Below are 18,540 nucleotides of genomic sequence, written 5' to 3'. Positions count from 1 at the left end.
CGTGCGACGATGCCGACCATGACTCGTCTGCACGTGCCCGTCTCGCTGCGGTGGTCCGACCTGGACGCCTACCAGCACGTCAACAACGTCGCGATGTTCCGCCTGCTGGAGGACGCCCGCATCACCGCGTTCTGGCAGCACCCCGAGTCGGAGGACCCCTGGCCGACGGCGATCCTGGACACGGGTCCGCACGCCACCTCGCACACGCTCGTGGCCGGTCAGCAGATCGAGTACCTGCGTCCGCTCGGGTTCTCCCGCGACCCCGTGCGCGTGGAGATGTGGATCGGGTCGATCGGGGGCGCGTCCCTGGAGGTCTGCTACGAGGTGTACGACGGCGCCCAGGGCGGCTTCCCGCGGACCGGCCCGGCGTCCGGGCGGGAGCCGTACACCCGGGCGGTGACGACGATCGTGGTGATCGACGCCGCCTCGGGCCGGCCGCGCCGGATCTCGCCCGAGGAGCGTGCCGTGTTCGCACGGTTCGCGGAGGACCCGATCGCGTTCCGCCGGCGTCGCTGATCTCCGCGCGCCCCACCTGATGCTGTGGGCGTGAAATCTGCAGCTCGGGGGCGACCCCGAGCTGCAGATTTCACGCCCACAGCGGGGCTCGGGGTGGGGCAGGGCTCAGGAGCCGGCGTCGGCGGCCCGGCTCTCGGCGGCCCGGCTCTCGGCGGCTTGGTGCCGGCTCTCCTGCTGGTCGCCCGCGCGCGCCTCGGCGGCGCGCGCGACGTTGCGCTGCATGCCGCCGAACACGATCCCGTGGAACGGGGCGACGGACCACCAGTACGCCTGGCCGAGCAGGCCGTGGGGGTAGAACAGCGCCCGCTGGGCGAAGTAGGTGCGCTGCGGCCCGCTGGCGTCGGCGGGCTCCGGACCCGGGTCGTCTGCGTCGGTGACCTCCTCGGCCGACTCGTCCACCCGCAGCTCCAGCCAGGCCAGCCCCGGCAGCCGCATCTCCGCCCGCAGCAGCAGTCGCCGGCCCGGCTCTAGGGCCTCGACCCGCCAGAAGTCGAGCGCGTCGTCGACCCGCAGCCGGTGCTCGTCCCGCCGGCCGCGGCGTAGTCCCGGCCCGCCGACGATGCGGTCCATCAGGCCCCGCAGCCGCCACGCCAGCGACCACGAGTACCAGCCGTCCTGGCCGCCGATCTCCTCGATCACCTGCCACAGCACGTCCCGCGGGGCGTGCACGACCGTGCGCCGCTCGTCGACGTAGAGCGACCCGCCGGCCCAGTCGGGGTCCGTGGGCAACGGGTCCGACGGCGCCCCCGGCACCGAGGCCGAGGTCCAGCGGGTCGTCACCTCGCCGTCGTGGATGCGGGTCAGCGCCAGCTCGATCGCCCGGGTCACGTCCACCCGTCCCTCGGGCGGGTCGGGCACGAGCTCGCGGATGTCGTCCTCCAGACACACGACCTCGTGCTGCAGCGACTCGACCAGCGGGCGGGCGATCCCGGACGGGACGGGCGTCACCACCCCCACCCAGTGGCTGGACAGCCGCGGCGTCAGCACCGGCACCCCGACGATGAGTCGCCGGGGCAGGCCGGCGACCCGGGCGTAGCGCTGCATCATGTCGCGGTAGGTGACGATCTCCGGGCCGCCGATGTCGAACCCGCGCGAGACGTCCGGCGGCATCGCGGCCGCGCCGACCAGGTAGCGCAGCACGTCGCGGATCGCGATCGGCTGGATGCGGTTGTCCACCCACCGCGGTGTGGTCATCGCGGGCAGCCGTTCGGTCAGGTAGCGCATCATCTCGAACGACGCCGAGCCCGAGCCGAGGATGACCGCCGCGCGCAGCACCGTCGTCGGCACGCCCGAGGCGAGCAGGATCTCCTCGACCTCCTTGCGCGAGGACAGGTGCGGCGACAGCTCACCCTCGGGGACGTCGGGATACAGGCCGCCGAGGTAGACGATGCGCCCCACGCCCGCCTCCCGCGCCGCGCGCGCGAACGTCAGCGCGTTGCGCCGGTCGCGCACCTCGAAGGTGCGGCCCGTGCCGAGCGAGTGCACGAGGTAGTAGGCGACGTCGGCGCCCCGCAGCGCCTCGCGGGTGGCGTCCAGGTCGGAGACGTCGGCGCGGACCGCCTCGACGTCGTCGGCCCACCGGCGCCCCGCGAGACGGTCGGGGTTCCGCGTCAGCGCACGCACGGTGTAGCCGGCCGCGAGCAGCTCGGGGACGAGCCGGCCACCCACGTAACCGGTCACGCCGGTCACCGCGACGGTGGCCGGCGTGTCGGTGGGCACCGAGGCGGTCACAGGGTCCGGGGCGGGAGAGTCGGTCGGCATCCCGTCAGTCTGCCGCCGGAACGGCGCGAGCACAGTCTGAACGGGCCCCGCCGCAGGTCAGGCGGGCAGCCGGACCATGCCCTCCTGGGCGATGGTCGCCACCAGGGCGCCGTCGCGGTCGTACACCCGGGCCAGCCCCAGGCCGCGACCACCCTGGGCGCCCGGCGACTCCTGGACGTACAGCAGCCACTCGTCGGCGCGAGCGTCCCGGTGGAACCACATGGCGTGGTCCAGCGAGGCCATCGGCACCGCGCCGCCGACGTCCAGCCAGGACTTGCCGGCCCCGCGCAGGATCGGCTCCAGCATGACCTGGTCGCAGCTGTACGCCAGGAGCGCGCGGTGCAGCAGCAGGTCGTCGGACTCGATCGCGTGCCGCGCGCGCATCCACACCATCTGCTGCGGGCGGGGCTCGTCCGCCGGGCCCACGTAGAGCGAGCCGCCCACGTGCGCCAGCTCGAACGCCGACCCGTCGGCCCAGTAGCGGGCCGCCGGGTGGTCGATCCCGCGCAGGGCCTCGAAGGCCGAGGTCACCTCCTCCGGCGCCGGGACGCCGTCGGGCATCGGGACGTGCGTCTCGTAGCCGGGCTGGTCGACCTGGAACGACGCCGTCAGCGACAGGATCGGACGACCCGCCTGGATCGCGTGCGTGCGGCGCGCGCTGAAGGAACGGCCGTCGCGCAGCCGTTCGACGGCGAAGTCGATCGGGGACTCCAGGGATCCCTCGCGCAGGAAGTAGGCGTGCAGGGAGTGCGGGAGCCGGTCGTCCTCGACGGTACGGCCGCACGCCAGCAGCGCCTGGGCCAGCACCTGCCCGCCGTAGACCCGCCGGGCCGGGCCGGGCACGGAGTCGCCGCGCCAGACGTCGTCCTCGCCGCGGGGTCCCCAGCCCTCGATCTCGTGCAGGTCGAGGGCGGCCAGCAGCCGGTCCAGGGGGCCGTCGGGGGCGTCGCTCACGCTCGTCTCATTCCTCGGGTCGTCGGGTCGGGATGCTGCTGCGGGCGAGACCTCGTTCCTCGGTCGTCGCCCTCCGCATCATTCCTCGAAGGTGTTGATCATGCTGAAGGCCGCGCGCTCGAGGTAGTCCCAGAGCTGGGACTCGTGGGCGGGCGGCAGGTCCAGGGAGTCGACGGCGGTACGCATGTGCGCCAGCCAGCGGTCCCGGGCGTCGGGGTTGACCTTGAACGGCGCGTGCCGCATCCGCAGCCGCGGGTGCCCGCGCTGCTGGCTGTACGTCGTCGGACCGCCCCAGTACTGCTCGAGGAAGAGCGTCAGGCGTTCCTTCGCCGGTCCGAGGTCCTCCTCGGGGTACATCGGGCGCAGGACCTCGTCGGTGGCCACGCCCTCGTAGAACACGTCCACGAGGCGCACGAACGTCTCGTGGCCGCCGACGTCGTCGTAGAAGGTGGGGGTCGTCACCGGCACATCTTCCCAGACGGACGCCCGGGCGTCCGTGGCGGAAGTCACCGCCCGCTCCTGCGAGGGGTTAGGCTGGTCACGGAACTGCAACGGCGCAATCCGACGACACCTTGGGGAGAGACCGAATGAGCAAGGCGGAGAACATCCTCGCAGCACTGGGCGGGACCGCGAACGTGGTCGAGCTGGAGCCGTGCATCACGCGGCTGCGCGTCCAGGTGTCGGATCCCGAGCAGGTCGACGAGCCCGCCCTCAAGGAGTCCGGCGCCTTCGGCGTCGTACGGTCCGGACGCATCATCCAGGTCATCGTCGGCCCCGAGGCCGACAACCTGGCCGCCGAGCTCGACGGCCGGCTCACCTCGGCCTGACGCTCTCGTCCCGGGCCGGCGAGCCCGGGGTCGACGCCGCAGCGACGCCCCGGGCCGGCCGCACCGTGCCTGCGCTTCTCAGGCCTGCTCGGGGACCTCGACACGCTCCGAACGCACCGCACCGACCTGGCGCAGCTCGTCCTGCGCCGCCCGCAGCAGCGCGCGGGAGACGTTCCACTGGATGCCCGGACGCGTCTGGGCCATGATCGTGAACGACATCGAGAAGTCCGACACCGCGTCCACGCCGTTGCGCACGGCCGGCGGCTCGAGGAACTCCTGACCGAACTCCTCGCTGCGGGCCACGGTGTCGCAGGCTCGGCCCAGTGCCGCCCGGACCACGTCGACGTCGGCGTCGACCGGGACGTGCACCTCGGCCAGCGCGCGCGACCAGCGCTGGGTCCGGTTGCCGGCCCGCAGGATCTCGCCGTTGCGCACCCACCACAGCGTGCCGTCCAGGGCCCGCACCTTCGTCGTGCGCAGCTGGACCTCCTCGACCTCGCCCTCCGCGCCGGAGCCGAGGTCGACCCAGTCGCCGACGCCGTACTGGTCCTCGATGAGGATGAAGATGCCGGAGATGAAGTCGCGCACCAGCGACTGCGCGCCGAAGCCCAGCGCGATACCGGCCACACCGGCCGACGCCAGCAGCGGCCCGACGGGCTGGCCCACGGCGGACAGCACGCTGAGCACCACCATGACGCCGACGACGATGTTCGCCGTGGAGGTCAGCACCGAACCGACGGTCCGGGCGCGCTGGGCGCGTCGCTCGGAGGCCAGCGGGTTGGCCACGGCCATCGCGTCCTCGACGAGCGGCGTCCTGCCGAACCAGGCCTTCCACCCCTTGCGCTCGGCGGGGACGGCCTTGCTGCCCCCGAGGGCGATGCGCTCGGCGACGTGAGAGATCACGCGGCGCAGCGCCACGAGGACGACGATCCCGACGAGCAGGATCACGAGGATCTGCAGCGGCCAGCCGGTGAACCACTCCCAGAAGGTGTTCCCGGCGTCGGCGGCCACGTCCCCCGCGTTCTCCAGCACCCCCTCGGAGGTGCTCGGCTCGGGGGCGGGGTCGGTGTCGAACGGCAGGGGCAGGCTGAAGGTCACGGATTCATCACGCACGCGGGCCACGTTATCGTCCCGGACCCGGCGAACGCCCGGGCGGTCCGCTCCGAACCGCTCGCCGTCGGCGTGCGGTGCCTGCCTCGACGTGCTGATAGTGGCAGGATCGTCGTGTGAGCCTTGACGACCAGACATCGGCCGTGCCCGACGACGGTGCGCCCACCGAGCTGCGTGAGCTGGCGGCGGCGCACGGTGTGCTCACCGAGTACCACCGGTTCGGAGGGGGGATCGCGCACGTCTCCGACGCCACCCTCGTCGCCGTCCTGACCGCCCTCGGCGTGGCGGCGACGACGCGGCAGGAGGTCTCCCAGAGCCTGCGCCGTGCGCGGGACGACGAGTGGCGCACCGTCCTGCCCCCGACCGTGGTCGCCCGCCAGGGCGACGTCCACGACCTCCCGGTCCACGTCAGCGACGGCGCGTCGGTGCACGTGTGGGTGGAGCTGGACGGCGCCGAGCCCGAGGCACGTCCGCACGAGCTCCGCCGTCGTCGCGACCTGGAGCAGCGCGACGTGTTCGTGACGCCCCGGGAGGTCGACGGCCGCACCGTCGGACGCGCGACCTTCGCCGTGCCGGACGACCTGCCGCTGGGCTGGCACACCGTGCACGCGCTGACCGAGGGGCAGGAGTGGTCGACGACCCTCGTGGTCACCCCGGCGCGACTCGAGCTGGGCGACGACATCGAGCGCGACCAGGTCTGGGGGGTCCTCGCCCAGCTGTACTCCGTCCGGTCGCGGACGTCCTGGGGCATGGGGGACCTGGCGGACCTGGCCGACCTCGCCTGGCTGACGGCGCACCAGGCCGGCGCCGACTTCGTGGCGGTGAACCCGCTCTCCGCGGCCGAGCCCACCGTGCCGATGACGCCGTCGCCGTACCTGCCCACGTCACGGCGGTTCGGCAACCCGATCTACGTGCGGGTCGAGGACATCCTCGAGACGGCCTACCTCTCCGCCGCGGACCGGTCGCTCGTCGAGTGGGCCGCCGACCCGGTGCGCGACCTGGACACGGACGCCGGGGCGCTGGACCGCGACGCGGTCTGGGAGGCGAAGAAGGCCGCGCTGGAGGTCGTCCACACCGCGCCGCGGCGCGCCGCCCGGCAGGCCGCGTACGAAGCCTTCGTCGAGTCCCAGGGGCAGGGCCTGCAGGACTTCGCGACCTGGTGCGCCCTCACCGAGGAGCTGGCCGGCGCGCCCTGGCCCGACGAGCTGCGCGACCCCTGGTCGCCGGCCGTGGCCGCGACGCGCGAGCGGCTGGCCGAACGCGTCGACTTCTACTGCTGGTTGCAGTGGGTCTTCGACGAGCAGAAGCACGCCGCCCAGCGCACCGCCCTCGAGGCCGGCATGCGGGTCGGCATCATGCACGACCTCGCCGTGGGGGTGCACCCCGCCGGCGCCGACGTGTGGGCCCTGGGCGACGTGCTGGCGCACGGGGTCGGCGTCGGCGCCCCGCCCGACATGTACAACCAGCAGGGGCAGAACTGGTCCCAGCCGCCGTGGAACCCGCGCACGCTCGCGCGCGCCGGCTACGGGCCGTACCGGGACATGCTGCGCACCGCGCTGCGGCACGCCGGCGCGCTGCGCGTCGACCACATCCTCGGCCTCTTCCGGCTGTTCTGGGTCCCGGACGGCATGCGCCCCACCGAGGGCACCTACGTGCGCTACGACCACGACGCGCTCATCGGGATCCTGTGCCTGGAGGCCCAGCGCGCCGGTGCCGTCGTCATCGGCGAGGACCTCGGTGTCTTCGAGCCCTGGGTCCGCGACTACCTCGCCTCGCGCGGCGTGCTCGGCACGTCGGTCTTCTGGTTCGAGAAGTCCGACGGGCGGCCCCTGCCTCCCGAGGACTACCGGCACCTGACCTTCGCCACGGTGGGCACCCACGACATGCCGCCGACGGCGGGCTACCTCGCGGGCGAGCACGTGGACCTGCGCGAACGGCTCGGGCTGCTCACCGAGGACGCCCAGGTGCTGCGGGCGCAGGCCCGCGCGGAGCGGGACGGCGCCGTGCTGGCCCTGTCCGAGAGGGGGCTGGTCGGCGACTCGCCCTCGGAGCGCGAGGTGGTCGAGGGGCTGCACCGCTACCTGCGGCGCTCTCGGGCCGCCCTCGTCGGCGTCCAGCTCGTCGACGCGGTGGGGGAGCGGCGTTCGCAGAACCAGCCCGGCACCGACACCGAGTACCCGAACTGGAAGGTGCCGCTGGGCGACTCCGCGGGCAACATCGTCCTGGTCGAGGACCTGTTCGACAACGCGCGGCTGCGGTCGCTCTTCGCAGCCGTCGCCTCCGCCCGCTGACGCCACGCCGCGCCCAGCCGGCCGCGAGGTAGGCAGATCTCCGGCGAGGTAGGCGATCTTTCCGCGAGGTAGGCGAGGAACCGGCGAGGTAGCACGCGACCTGTGCTACCTCGCCGGGAAGTTGCCTACCTGGCCGGGGATCGGCCTACCTGGCCGGGGCGGGCGGTGGAGATCAGGCCGCGGCGTCGACGGCCTGCGCCGCCAGCGCACGCTCGGTGCCCGCCAGCCCCTCGACCACCATGCGGCGCAGCGCCGCCGGGGCGTCGGGGTGCGCCTCGAGCCAGCCGCGCACCGTGTCCCGCAGCTCGACCGAGGCCAGCGGCGCCGGGTACAGGCCCTCCACGAGCTCCTCGGCGATGTGGTAGCTGCGGTTCTCCCAGATCGGCAGCAGCGCGTCGACGTACCGCTGGGCGAACGGCTCCAGCACCGCCGGGTCCGTCACGTGCACGAACCCGGAGGCGGTGGCGCGGATGATCGCGTTCGGCGCGTCGGAGTCGTCCACGACCGAGGCGAACGCGCGCTCCTTGCCCGCGACCGACGGCGTGGTCGCCCGGGCACGGGCCGCCGCCTGGCGCCCGGTCGCCGTGTCGTCGGCCGCCTGCGCGGCGTCGATCTCGGCGGCGTCGGCCTCGCCGAGCAGCACCAGGCCCTGCAGCAGCTCCCAGCGCAGGTCGGTGTCGACGGTGAGGCCCTCGAGCGTCACCGACCCGTCGAGCAGGCCCCGCAGCGGGGCGACGTGGTCGGCGGTCGAGGCCAGTGCCGAGAAGTACTTCACGAGCTGCAGCTGCAGGTCGGAGCCGGGAGCGGCGTCCTGGGCGAGCGTCCACAGCGTGTCGCCGACGCGCTGCAGCGTCTCGGCGCGCCGTGCCGGAGCCACGTAGGTCCGCGTGGCCAGCCCGAGCTGGGCCAGCGTGGTGCGCACCGTCGTCGACTCGGTCTCCGCGGCGATGTTGCCCAGCACCAGGTCGACGTAGGACGACGCCGGGGTCTCGCCGTCGCGCACGGCGTCCCACACCGAGCTCCACACCAGGGAGCGGGCGAGGGGGTCCGCGATCCGCGAGAGGTTCTCGACGGCGAACGTCAGCGACGCCTCGTCCAGGCGGACCTTGGCGTAGGCGAGGTCGTCGTCGTTGATCAGCACGAGCGCGGGCCGGTCGAGCTCGATGAGCTCGGGGACCTCGGTCCGCTCGCCGTCGACGTCCACCTGGACGGACCGCGTGCGCACCACGTCGCCGGAGGTGTCGAAGTCGTAGAACCCGATGCCGAGCCGGTGCGGACGGATCGTCGGGTAGTCCTCGTGCGCCGTCTGCTCGATGACGAACGCCGTGGTGCGGCCGTGGGAGTCCAGCTCGATCGCCGGGCGCAGCGTGTTGACGCCGGCGGTCTCCAGCCAGGCCTGCGACCAGGCGGACAGGTCGCGCCCGCTGGTGGCCTCGAGCTCGACCAGCAGGTCGCGCAGCTCGGTGTTGCCCCAGGCGTGCTTGCGGAAGTAGGCCGAGACGCCCGCGACGAACTCGTCACGACCCACCCAGGCCACGAGCTGCTTGAGCACCGAGGCGCCCTTGGCGTAGGTGATGCCGTCGAAGTTGACCTGGACGTCCTCCAGGTCGTTGATGGGCGCGACGATCGGGTGCGTGGAGGGGAGCTGGTCCTGGCGGTAGGCCCAGGTCTTCTCCATGGCGTTGAAGGTCGTCCAGGCGGCCTCCCACTCGGTGGCCTCGGCCGTGGCGAGGGTGGAGACGTACTCGGCGAACGACTCGTTCAGCCACAGGTCGTTCCACCACTTCATCGTCACCAGGTCGCCGAACCACATGTGCGCCAGCTCGTGCAGGATCGTCACGACGCGGCGCTCGCGGATGGCGTCGGTGACCTGGGAGCGGAAGACGTAGGACTCGGTGAAGGTGACGCAGCCCGGGTTCTCCATCGCGCCCATGTTGTACTCGGGCACGAAGAGCTGGTCGTACTTGTCGAACGGGTACGGGACGTCGAACGTCGACTCGTAGAACCCGAAGCCCTGGCGCGTGGTCTCCATGATCGCCTCGGCGTCGAGGTGCTCGGAGAGCGAGGCGCGGCAGTACACGCCCAGCGGGATCACGCGGCCGTCCGACGAGGTGACCTCGCCGCGCTCGACGGCGTACGGTCCGGCGACGAGCGCCACGAGGTAGGTGGAGATCCGCGGGGTCGGCCCGAACTCCCACCGGGCGGCCTCGACGTCGCCGTCGGTCGCGTGCGTGGCGGGCGTGGGCTCCGGCGTCGGCTGGTTGGCCACGACGTGCCAGCGCGCGGGCGCGGTCACCGACAGCTGGAACGGCGCCTTGAGGTCGGGCTGCTCGAAGGTGGCGAAGACCCGGCGGGCGTCGGGCACCTCGAACTGGGTGTAGAGGTAGACCTCGTCGTCGACCGGGTCGACGAACCGGTGCAGCCCCTCGCCGGTGTTCATGTAGGCGCAGTCGGCGACGACGCGCACCTCGTTGTCCGCGGCGAGGTCGTCCAGGGCGATCCGCGAGTCCGAGAACACCGCGCCGACGTCGAGCGATCGGCCGTTGAGCACGATCTCGTGCACGCGCGGGGCGACGAGGTCGAGGAACGTGCTCGCGCCCTCGGTCGCCGAGAACCGGATGACGGTGGTCGACGCGAACACCTCGGGCCCGGTGGTCAGGTCGAGGTCGATCGCGTAGGACTCGACGGCGGTGACGACGTCGGCGCGTGCGATCGCCTCGGCGCGGGTCAGGTTCTCTCCGGGCACGGGTACTCCCTCGGACGGTTGTCGTGGCGGCGTGCCGCGAGGTCGTCGCGACACGCCGCCGATCATGCCACCTGAACCGCGCGCGGCCGAACGGATTCGTCCCGTTCGCCGGGCCTGGGGCGGCGAGGTTCGACCATCGACACACGATCGTGACATCCTGCTCGGTGCATGTGACGCGTCGGTACCGCCCGGCGCGGGAGGGAGACTCGATGTCCGGCACGGTGCCGCCGCCCCCGCCGCCCGGCCCTGGACCGCAGGAGCCCGGTGGCGCCGCCTCGCCCGCCGCGGGCCCGCGCGGAGACGACGCCCGCCCGGCGTCGCCGCCGTCGTTCGCCCCGCGGGGTGCCTCGACGGGCGGGCCTGCGCCGTCCCCCGACGAGCAGCCGACCCAGCCGCACGCCCCGGTCCCGCCGGCGCCGTCGTCCCCGGCGACGAGCTCGCCGGCCCCGGCCCCCGTGCCCGCCGCGGCGCCCGCCCCGGCGCGGTCCGCGGCGTGGAACGCGACCGCGCCGGTGGCCGGTGCGCCCGCGCCCGCAGCGCAGCAGTACGGCTACACGCCGCAGCAGTACGCGTACCAGCAGCCCCCGGCAGCAGGGCCGGCCGCCGCCGGCGGCACCCCGCCCACCGGCACCACGCAGCAGCCGTCCGTCGGCGGTCGCGGCCGGCGGCTCAGCGCGGGCTGGATCGCCTTCATCGTGCTCGACGTCGTCCTCGTGGTCGTCGTGGCGGTCCTGGCGTTCCGCGCACTGGGCGGTCCGGACCCGTCCAGCACCCCGACGGGCGACCCCGAGGCCGTCGCCGGCCAGGACGCGCAGGAGGGTCAGGGCGACGGCGACGACGGCGACGACGCCGGCGACCAGGAGGCCGAGGACGGGCCGGGCGAGCTCGTGACCGAGTTCGCCTCGCCGTCGCGCAACATCACCTGCCAGGTCTACGCCGACCAGGTGACCTGCGGCCTGGCCGAGCTCAACCAGCAGCCAGCACCGGTCGAGGGCTGCGACGGCACGACCGGGTACGTCGTCACCCTGTCCGGGGAGGGCGAGGTCGCGCTGCCCTGCGTGCCGCAGGGGGAGAAGCCGGGTCCGGCGGGTGACGGGCTGGACGAGCTGCCCTACGGCGAGTCCCGCACCGAGGGCGACTTCACCTGCACCAGCGAGACCGACGGCATGTACTGCCAGCACGACCCCACGGGCAACGGGTTCTCCCTGGCCCGGGCCGGCGTCGGGACGTACTGAGCCGCCACTCAGCGCTGTGGGCATGAAATCTGCAGCCGTTCGCGAAGAACGACTGCAGATCTCATGCCCACAGCGCTCGGCGGATCACCAGATGCTGACGCGCTCCTGCGGCGGCAGGTACAGCGCGTCGTCCGCCGCGACGTCGAAGGCACGGTAGAACTCGTCGACGTTGCGCACGACGCCGTTGCAGCGGAACTCGTTCGGCGAGTGCGGGTCCGTGGCCAGCCGGCGCTCCACCTCGGCGTCGCGTCCCTTGGCCTGCCACACCTGCGCCCAGGACAGGAACACCCGCTGCAGACCGGTGTAGCCGTCGATGACCGGGGCGTCGTCGAGCGAGCCGCCGAGGGCGATGCGGTAGGCCTTGATGGCGATGGACAGCCCGCCCAGGTCGCCGATGTTCTCGCCGATGGTCAGCGACCCGTTGACGGTCGGACCGTCCCCGCCGAGCTGGGCCGGGCGGAACGCGTCGTACTGCGCGACGAGGTCCTTGGTGCGCTTCTCGAACTCGGTGCGGTCGGTCTCGGTCCACCAGTCCTCGAGCCGGCCGTCGCCGTCGTACTTCGAGCCCTGGTCGTCGAAACCGTGACCGATCTCGTGCCCGATGACCGCGCCGATGCCGCCGTAGTTGACGGCGTCGTCGGCCTCGGGGTCGAAGAACGGCGGGTGCAGGATCGCGGCGGGGAAGACGATCTCGTTCATCCCCGGGTTGAAGTAGGCGTTGACCGTCTGCGGCGTCATGAACCACTCGTCGCGGTCCAGGGGCTTGCCGATCTTGCCCAGCTCGTAGTCCTGCTCGAACGCGTGCGCGCGCCGCACGTTGCCCACGACGTCGTCCGCTGACAGCTCCAGGCCGGTGTAGTCGCGCCACGTGGCGGGGTAGCCGACCTTCGGCGTGAACTTCTCGAGCTTGGCCAGCGCCCGCTGCTTGGTCTCGGCGGTCATCCAGTCCAGGTCCTCGATCGACTCGCGGTACGCGGCGATGAGGTGCTCGACCAGGACGTCCATGCGCTCCTTGTGCTCCGGCGGGAAGTGGCGGGCCACGTACTCCTGGCCGACCGCCTCGCCGAGGGCGCCCTGGACGAGGCTCACGCCGCGCTTCCAGCGCTCGCGCACCTGCTCGGCACCGGAGAGGACCTTGCCGTAGAAGTCGAAGTTCGCCTGGACGATCTCGTCGGACAGGTACGGCGCCCGGGCGGTGACGAGGTGGTAGGCCGCCCACAGCTGCCAGTCGAGCAGCGGGAGCGTCGACCACAGCTCGCCGAGGCCGGTGACGAACGACGGCTCGCGCACCACCAGGGCGTCCATGGCCCCGGCGGGGGCCCCGAGAGCGTCGGCCCAGACCGCCCAGTCGAACCCGGGGGCGGCCTCGACGAGCTCGGCGAAGGTCATGGGGTTGTAGGTCAGGGTCGCGTCCCGGTCGCGCACGACGTCCCAGTGGTGCGTCGCGAGCTGCGTCTCCAGGGCGACCACCCGCCCGGCGGCCTCCTCGGGGCCGACGCCCCAGTCCTCGGTGCCGACGCCGGCGATCGCGAGCATCCGTGCCACGTGCGGGGCGTAGGCGGCACGCACCGGCTCGTACTGCTCCTCGCGGTAGTACGCCTCGTCGGGCAGGCCGAGCCCGGCCTGGACCATGATCGTCACGTACCGCTCGGGGTCCTTGGCGTCGTTGTCGACGCCGAAGGCGACGGCGCCGCCGCCGCCGGTGCGCTGCAGGGCGCCCAGCACCCGGGTCAGCCCGGTCCGGTCCGCGGCGTCGCGGACCGCGGCGACCTCCTGGACGATCGGCGTGGTCCCGAGCTCCTCGACGCGCTCGGTGTCCATGAAGCTGGCGTACAGGGCGCCGATCTGCTGCTGCGCGCCGGTGGCGCCGCCCGCGCGCACGGCCTCGCCGGCGTCGGTGATGATGTCGCGCACCTGGTCCTCGGCCTGGTCGTGCAGCTCGCGGAACGCGCCGTCCATGGCGCGGTCGGCCGGGATCTCGTGCGTGGCGAGCCACCGCCCGTTGACGTGGCGGAACAGGTCGTCCTGGGGGCGGACGGACTCGTCGAGTGCTGCTGTGTCGATGCCGGACCGCAGCCCGGTCGCGTCGGTCGTCATGAGCGCCACCCTACGCGGGGGCGCCCGTGGTGCGAGACACGTCCGCGCCCTCCGGCGTCGTGGGTGACAATGGGCCCCATGCGTCTGCACATCGCCGCCGATCACGCCGGATTCGAGCTCAAGTCCCACCTCGTCGAGCACCTGCGCGCCGCCGGTCACGACGTCGTCGACCACGGTGCGCACACCTACGACGCCCTGGACGACTACCCGTCGTTCTGCTTCTCCGCGGGCGAGGCCGTCGTGTCCGAGCCCGGGTCGCTCGGCATCGTCATCGGCGGGTCGGGCAACGGCGAGCAGATCGCCGCCAACAAGGTCACCGGCGTCCGCGCGGTGCTGGCCTGGTCGGCCGAGACGGCCCGGCTGGGTCGTCAGCACAACGACGCCAACGTCATCGCCGTCGGCGGTCGTATGCACTCCCTGGAGGAGGCCACCGCTCTGGTGGAGGCGTTCGTGGCCGAGCCGTTCTCCGGCGACGCGCGCCACCAGCGCCGGATCGACCAGCTCGCCGCCTACGAGGCCGACCGGCCCACCGCCTCCTGACGTGCCCGAGGGGCACACGGTCCACCGCCTGGCCCGGACCCTCGACCAGCTCTTCGCCGGCCGGCGGCTCGCGGTGAGCAGCCCGCAGGGGCGCTTCGCCGCCGGCGCCGACGTGCTCGACGGCGCCACCCTCGTCGGGGCCGAGGCGTGGGGCAAGCAGCTGTTCTGCCGGTTCGACGTGCCCGGCCCCGACGCCGGGGCGTACGAGCGCTGGTTGCGGGTCCACCTGGGGCTCTACGGCGCCTGGACGTTCGCGGGCGACGGCAGCGCCGACGTCGCGCACGCCATCGGGGCACCGCGCCGGCGGGTCGGGGAGCGCGAGACCACCCTGTCCTCGGAGCCGTCGGACCAGGCCGCCGGCGGTCGGGACCCGCGTCCCGCGGGTCCGGGGGAGTGGACCGCCCCGGAGCCGCGCGGTGCCGTGCGGGTCCGCCTGCTCGCTCCGCACGCCGTCGCCGACCTGACCGGCCCGACCGCCTGCGAGGTGCTCACCCCGGACGAGAAGGCTGCCGTCGAGGACCGCCTCGGTCCCGACCCGATCCGGCCCGACGGGGGCCACGACTCGCTCGAGGCGGCCCGTGCGGCGTTCGTCGCCCGGGTGCGGCGCTCGCGGGTCACCGTCGGTCAGCAGCTCATTGACCAGGCCGTCGTCGCCGGCGTCGGCAACATCTACCGCGCCGAGGCGCTCTTCCGGGCCGGGCTGGATCCGCTGCGGCCGGGACGCGACGTGGCCGCGGCGGTCCTGGAGCAGATCTGGGACGACCTCGTGGCGCTCCTGCGCGACGGCGCCGCCTCCGGCCGCATCGTCACCACGCGCCCGGAGCACCGCGACGACGGCGGGGCGGCGCACGGCGGCGGCGCGACGGGTGACGAGCAGGCGCGGGCCGGAGCGGTGGTCACGGCCGCGGGCCGCCGTCGTACCCGGCAGAACACCGACGACGACCCGGACGCCGTGCCCGCCCACGAGGCGTTCTACGTCTACCACCGCGAGGGGCTGCCCTGCCGGGTGTGCGGCACGCCGGTGCTGATCGAGGAGCTGGCGGGCCGCAACCTGTTCTGGTGCGGGGTCTGCCAGACCTGACCCGTGCCTGCCCCGCGCCGTTGTGGGCGTGAAATCTGCAGCCCTGAACCGGTTCAGGGCTGCAGATTTCACGCCCACAACGCGACACGGGGCGGGCCGGGGTCAGAACACCCAGCTGCAGACCGGCGCGACGGGCCAGCCGAAGGCGGTCGACGCCCGAGCGAGCGCGCCCGGGGCACGCTCCGTGACCATCCCGGCGCCCCCGAGCTCGGACAGCGACGTCCCGCCGAGGTACGCGGCGCCGAGCGCGCGCACGTCCAGCGCCAGGTCGGCGTCGGCGGCCGCGACGTCCGAGCGATCGCAGGTCGCCTCGCCGAACGCGGACGCCCGCAACCGCCAGACGCCGTCGTTCTCGCCCAGGCGGGTGTCCGTCACGGCCAGCGTGACGTCGACGTCGGCGGCGTACTGCCGGCCGGCCAGCGCCGTGGGCACGTCGACGAGGCGGACCCAGACGTTGTCGGCGACCCGCAGGTCGGCGCTGCGGCGGTCGACGAGCAGGCCGAGCAGCGGGTCGTCCGGGGCGAGGACGAACGGCCTGGTCTCGCTCATCAGGTCCAGGTCCACCAGCACGCCCCACAGCGCGCGGGCCGCCGCGGCGTCGAGCGCGACGGCCTCGCCGACGTTCACCGTGCCCCGCGGTCCCGTGACGTCCCAGTCCAGCTTGCGGCGCAGCAGGGCGTAGCCACGCGGCTCGCCGGCACGCTCGACGACCACGATCCGGCGCGTCTCGAACCCCTGACGGAACGCGGCCGCGTCGTGCCAGCGGTGAGCCTGCAGCTCGGGGGTCTCGGGGCTCGCCCAGCCCGGGCGGTTCACCCCGAGCCCGGCCGCGTCGCGCCCGGCGGCACGGTGGACGGCGGCGACGAGGTCCCCGTGGTGCTCCCGGTCGGCGTGCTCGATGCGGACGGTGTGCTCGGACGCGCCGGGCACGTCCCGCAGCGCCGCCCCGCGCGGGAGGGTGACGCGGACGTCGTCGGCGGCGCGCCCGTACCCGAACCGTCCGTAGATCGCGTACTCGGCGGCGTACAGCGCCGACAACGGCTCGCCCCGCTCGCGGCACCGGGCCAGGTGCAGGTCGAGCATGGCGCTCGCCAGGCCGCGGCGCCGGTGCTGGGGGTGGACCCCGACCCAGGTCAGCCCCGCGGTCGGCAGCGTGCCGCCCGGGACCGGGAAGTGCGTGAACGGGTAGGAGGCGTGCATCGCCACCAGAGGCGATCCCCCCGGGGAGCCGCCGTCGGCCTCGACGCCGACGGCACGGTCCCAGGACAGCGGCGAGGGCATCTTCGCGATCTCGTCGGGTTCCACGGGGACGGGGAACGCCCAGGAGTCGAGGTCGATCACGGCGCGGTCGTCGTCGGCGGTCAGCCGGCGGAACCGGTAGCCGGCAGGCAGCGGGGAGTCGAGGGTCATGCCTCGATCCTGCTGCCCGGGCCGCGGGCGTGCCACCGAAATTCGTGGTGCTCCGGCCCCGTCACCGGTGATGCCACGATGTGGTCATGGACCCCACGCCCATCCCGCCCGCCGAGGAGTACCTCGCCGAGGTGCTGACGGTCGTCGAGCGCGTCCCCGCCGGCCGCGCGACGACGTACGGACTGGTGGCCGAGGCGGTCGCCGACGTGCTCGGGCGGGGCGGCCCGCGCCAGGTCGGGCAGGTGATGGCGCGGGCCGGCTCGGGGGTCGCCTGGTGGCGGATCGTCAACGCCGCCGGGTCGCCGCCGGCGCACCACCTCGAGGCGGCGCTGACCGAGCTGCGGGCCGAGGGGTGCCCGCTGACGCGCGACGGGCGCCGCGTCGACCTGCGGCGCGCCGTCTGGCTGCCCTGAGTCGGTCCCCGTGCCGCCGTCGTCCGCTCAGCCGAGCAGCGCCGCGACCGACGCCGGGTCGCCCTGGGCGAGCAGCGTCGTCAGGGCCGTGTCCTCCCAGCGTCCGAGGTCGGCGCGCACCTTCGCGGCCGGGCCGACCAGCGCGATCTCCTCGACCAGCTCGGTCGGGACCGCGCGGGCCGCGTCCTGGGGGCGGCCGTCCAGGTAGAGGCGCTGCACCTCGTCGGTGACGGCGGCGAACCCCAGCCGGTCGAGCGAGTCCTTGTGGAAGTTCGCGCCCTTGGCACCCATGCCGCCGACGTACAGCGCGACGTGGGGACGCACCAGGTCGGCGGCGGACTCGACGTCGTCGCGCACCACCACTGGGACCATCGCGGCGACCTCGAAGTCCTCGACGGCCGAGCGCTCCTCGGCACGCCGTGCGAACCCCTCGGCGAGCTGCTCGCGGTGCCCGGCGTCCGCGCTGGGCGCGTAGAAGCCGGCCATCCAGCCGTCGGCGATCTCCGCCGCCAGCGCCACGTTCTTCGGGCCCTGCGCGGCCAGCACGATGGGGATCTCGGCGCGCAGGGGGTGGACCGTCGGCTTCAGGGACTTGCCCAGGCCGGTCGCCCCCGGGGTGTCCCCGCCGATCGGCAGGGTGAAGAACTCGCCGTCGTAGGCCACGGGGCGCTCGCGGGCGATCACCTGGCGCACGATGTCGACGTACTCGCGGGTGCGGGCCAGGGGGCGGCGATAGGGCTGGCCGTACCAGCCCTCGACGACCTGCGGTCCCGAGGCGCCGAGCCCGAGCACGAACCGGCCGCCGGAGAGGTGGTCGAGCGTGATCGCCTGCATGGCGGTCGCCGTCGGCGTGCGGGCGGCCATCTGCGCGATGCCGGTCCCGAGCCGCAGGCGCGAGGTGTGCGAGCCCCACCAGGCCAGGGGCGTGAAGGCGTCCGACCCGTAGGCCTCGGCGGTCCAGACCGAGTCCAGCCCGGCGGCCTCGCCCTGCTGCAGCGCCTCGACGATGCCGGTCGGCGGCTTGCGGGACCAGTAGCCGGTCTGGATGCCGATGCGCAGGGTGGTCATGGAGCTCCTCGTCGAGTCGGGTTACCCGGGACGTCGGGTCTCGGGTACCCGTCACTCTAGCCGAGGTGCGGCGTGCGGCGTCGCCTCCGATCCTGGGAGTATGGCCACGTACGACGACGTCGCGCAGCTCGCCCTCGCACTCCCGAGGACCGCCGAGGCCACCTCGCACGGGTGGCGCACCTGGAAGGTCGAGGGTCGCCAGTTCGTCTGGGAGCGCCCGTTCCGGCAGGCCGACCTGCGCCGCTTCGGTGACGACCCGGTGCCCGCCGGGTCGATCCTGGCGGCCGCCGTGGACGACCTCGAGGAGAAGGACGCCGTGCTCGCCGCGCACCCGGAGTCGCACTTCACCATCGCGCACTTCGACGGGTACGCGGCGGTGCTGGTCCGGCTCGAGGCGGTGGAGGACGGCGTGCTGGCCGAGACCGTCGAGGATGCGTGGGCGGCCCGGGCGCCTCACTCCCTGGTCACCCGGCACCGCCCGCCGCGGTGAC

Annotated in this window: 16 protein-coding genes; 8 read left to right on the top strand and 8 right to left on the bottom strand. The window is 73.8% G+C overall.

Annotation, left to right across the window (positions count from 1 at the left end):
- The first annotated feature begins 18 nt into the window (after window positions 1-18).
- The gene (locus tag V5O49_RS07950) at window positions 19-516 is read left to right on the top strand and encodes an acyl-CoA thioesterase (protein WP_278236957.1); all 498 of its coding nucleotides are present in this window, start codon (window positions 19-21) and stop codon (window positions 514-516) included.
- Window positions 517-621: 105 nt separating this feature from the next.
- Here the strand turns inward: V5O49_RS07950 and V5O49_RS07945 are convergent, their stop codons facing one another.
- From V5O49_RS07945 to V5O49_RS07935, 3 genes are all read right to left on the bottom strand, one after another.
- Window positions 622-2,277: an SDR family oxidoreductase gene (locus V5O49_RS07945; protein ID WP_332901737.1), complete on the bottom strand. Its 1,656-nt coding sequence runs from the start codon at window positions 2,275-2,277 to the stop codon at window positions 622-624.
- A gap of 57 nt (window positions 2,278-2,334) precedes the next feature.
- Window positions 2,335-3,231 carry an acyl-CoA thioesterase gene (locus tag V5O49_RS07940; RefSeq protein ID WP_332901736.1) on the bottom strand — a complete coding sequence of 299 codons (897 nt, stop codon included), beginning with the start codon at window positions 3,229-3,231 and terminating at the stop codon, window positions 2,335-2,337.
- Window positions 3,232-3,309: 78 nt separating this feature from the next.
- Entirely contained in the window at window positions 3,310-3,693 is a 384-nt protein-coding gene (locus V5O49_RS07935) for a globin (protein WP_278236960.1), read from the bottom strand.
- Window positions 3,694-3,818: 125 nt separating this feature from the next.
- On the opposite strand from V5O49_RS07935, the gene V5O49_RS07930 reads away from it, so the two are divergent.
- Window positions 3,819-4,058 carry a PTS sugar transporter subunit IIB gene (locus tag V5O49_RS07930; RefSeq protein WP_278236961.1) on the top strand — a complete coding sequence of 80 codons (240 nt, stop codon included), beginning with the start codon at window positions 3,819-3,821 and terminating at the stop codon, window positions 4,056-4,058.
- A gap of 78 nt (window positions 4,059-4,136) precedes the next feature.
- On the opposite strand, the gene V5O49_RS07925 is transcribed toward V5O49_RS07930, so the two are convergent.
- Window positions 4,137-5,171 (bottom strand): mechanosensitive ion channel family protein, encoded by a 1,035-nt coding sequence (locus tag V5O49_RS07925; protein ID WP_332901735.1) that lies wholly within the window; start codon window positions 5,169-5,171, stop codon window positions 4,137-4,139.
- A 113-nt stretch (window positions 5,172-5,284) separates the two neighbouring features.
- On the opposite strand from V5O49_RS07925, the gene malQ reads away from it, so the two are divergent.
- Window positions 5,285-7,459, top strand: coding sequence for a 4-alpha-glucanotransferase (gene malQ / locus V5O49_RS07920; protein ID WP_332901734.1), 2,175 nt, complete (start codon window positions 5,285-5,287; stop codon window positions 7,457-7,459).
- A 172-nt stretch (window positions 7,460-7,631) separates the two neighbouring features.
- On the opposite strand, the gene pepN is transcribed toward malQ, so the two are convergent.
- Window positions 7,632-10,205, bottom strand: coding sequence for an aminopeptidase N (gene pepN, locus V5O49_RS07915; protein ID WP_332901733.1), 2,574 nt, complete (start codon window positions 10,203-10,205; stop codon window positions 7,632-7,634).
- A gap of 209 nt (window positions 10,206-10,414) precedes the next feature.
- On the opposite strand from pepN, the gene V5O49_RS07910 reads away from it, so the two are divergent.
- Window positions 10,415-11,440: a hypothetical protein gene (locus V5O49_RS07910; RefSeq protein ID WP_332901732.1), complete on the top strand. Its 1,026-nt coding sequence runs from the start codon at window positions 10,415-10,417 to the stop codon at window positions 11,438-11,440.
- Between the two features lie 84 nt (window positions 11,441-11,524).
- On the opposite strand, the gene V5O49_RS07905 is transcribed toward V5O49_RS07910, so the two are convergent.
- On the bottom strand, window positions 11,525-13,537 hold the full coding sequence (locus V5O49_RS07905) for a M13 family metallopeptidase (RefSeq protein ID WP_332901731.1): 2,013 nt from the start codon (window positions 13,535-13,537) through the stop codon (window positions 11,525-11,527).
- A 78-nt stretch (window positions 13,538-13,615) separates the two neighbouring features.
- Here V5O49_RS07905 and V5O49_RS07900 point away from each other — a divergent pair, with 78 nt between their 5' ends.
- The gene (locus tag V5O49_RS07900) at window positions 13,616-14,077 is read left to right on the top strand and encodes a ribose-5-phosphate isomerase (RefSeq protein ID WP_332901730.1); all 462 of its coding nucleotides are present in this window, start codon (window positions 13,616-13,618) and stop codon (window positions 14,075-14,077) included.
- A 1-nt stretch (window position 14,078) separates the two neighbouring features.
- On the top strand, window positions 14,079-15,158 hold the full coding sequence (locus tag V5O49_RS07895; RefSeq protein ID WP_332901729.1) for an Fpg/Nei family DNA glycosylase: 1,080 nt from the start codon (window positions 14,079-14,081) through the stop codon (window positions 15,156-15,158).
- Window positions 15,159-15,260: 102 nt separating this feature from the next.
- On the opposite strand, the gene V5O49_RS07890 is transcribed toward V5O49_RS07895, so the two are convergent.
- On the bottom strand, window positions 15,261-16,568 hold the full coding sequence (locus V5O49_RS07890) for a GNAT family N-acetyltransferase (RefSeq protein ID WP_332901728.1): 1,308 nt from the start codon (window positions 16,566-16,568) through the stop codon (window positions 15,261-15,263).
- 86 nt (window positions 16,569-16,654) lie between these two features.
- On the opposite strand from V5O49_RS07890, the gene V5O49_RS07885 reads away from it, so the two are divergent.
- Window positions 16,655-16,981: an MGMT family protein gene (locus V5O49_RS07885; protein ID WP_332901727.1), complete on the top strand. Its 327-nt coding sequence runs from the start codon at window positions 16,655-16,657 to the stop codon at window positions 16,979-16,981.
- A 27-nt stretch (window positions 16,982-17,008) separates the two neighbouring features.
- Here V5O49_RS07885 and V5O49_RS07880 read toward each other — a convergent pair whose 3' ends face one another.
- Window positions 17,009-18,040 (bottom strand): LLM class F420-dependent oxidoreductase, encoded by a 1,032-nt coding sequence (locus V5O49_RS07880; protein WP_332901785.1) that lies wholly within the window; start codon window positions 18,038-18,040, stop codon window positions 17,009-17,011.
- 109 nt (window positions 18,041-18,149) lie between these two features.
- Here V5O49_RS07880 and V5O49_RS07875 point away from each other — a divergent pair, with 109 nt between their 5' ends.
- On the top strand, window positions 18,150-18,539 hold the full coding sequence (locus V5O49_RS07875; protein WP_332901726.1) for an MmcQ/YjbR family DNA-binding protein: 390 nt from the start codon (window positions 18,150-18,152) through the stop codon (window positions 18,537-18,539).
- Window position 18,540: the final 1 nt, after the last annotated feature.

This window comes from Isoptericola haloaureus, from assembly GCF_036689775.1.
GTDB classification, from domain to species: Bacteria; Actinomycetota; Actinomycetes; order Actinomycetales; family Cellulomonadaceae; genus Isoptericola; species Isoptericola haloaureus.
Note: the sequence above shows the minus strand (reverse complement) of the source record. Positions and strands in the feature narration are given on the sequence as shown.

What these genes read in the sequence shown, in the direction of transcription:
- V5O49_RS07950 (WP_278236957.1), top strand. Translation starts at nt 19, where the DNA reads ATGACTCGTCTGCACGTGCCCGTCTCGCTGCGGTGGTCCGACCTGGAC.
- V5O49_RS07945 (WP_332901737.1), bottom strand. Translation starts at nt 2,277, where the DNA reads ATGCCGACCGACTCTCCCGCCCCGGACCCTGTGACCGCCTCGGTGCCC.
- V5O49_RS07930 (WP_278236961.1), top strand. Translation starts at nt 3,819, where the DNA reads ATGAGCAAGGCGGAGAACATCCTCGCAGCACTGGGCGGGACCGCGAAC.
- V5O49_RS07910 (WP_332901732.1), top strand. Translation starts at nt 10,415, where the DNA reads ATGTCCGGCACGGTGCCGCCGCCCCCGCCGCCCGGCCCTGGACCGCAG.
- V5O49_RS07905 (WP_332901731.1), bottom strand. Translation starts at nt 13,537, where the DNA reads ATGACGACCGACGCGACCGGGCTGCGGTCCGGCATCGACACAGCAGCA.
- V5O49_RS07900 (WP_332901730.1), top strand. Translation starts at nt 13,616, where the DNA reads ATGCGTCTGCACATCGCCGCCGATCACGCCGGATTCGAGCTCAAGTCC.
- V5O49_RS07890 (WP_332901728.1), bottom strand. Translation starts at nt 16,568, where the DNA reads ATGACCCTCGACTCCCCGCTGCCTGCCGGCTACCGGTTCCGCCGGCTG.
- V5O49_RS07885 (WP_332901727.1), top strand. Translation starts at nt 16,655, where the DNA reads ATGGACCCCACGCCCATCCCGCCCGCCGAGGAGTACCTCGCCGAGGTG.
- V5O49_RS07875 (WP_332901726.1), top strand. Translation starts at nt 18,150, where the DNA reads ATGGCCACGTACGACGACGTCGCGCAGCTCGCCCTCGCACTCCCGAGG.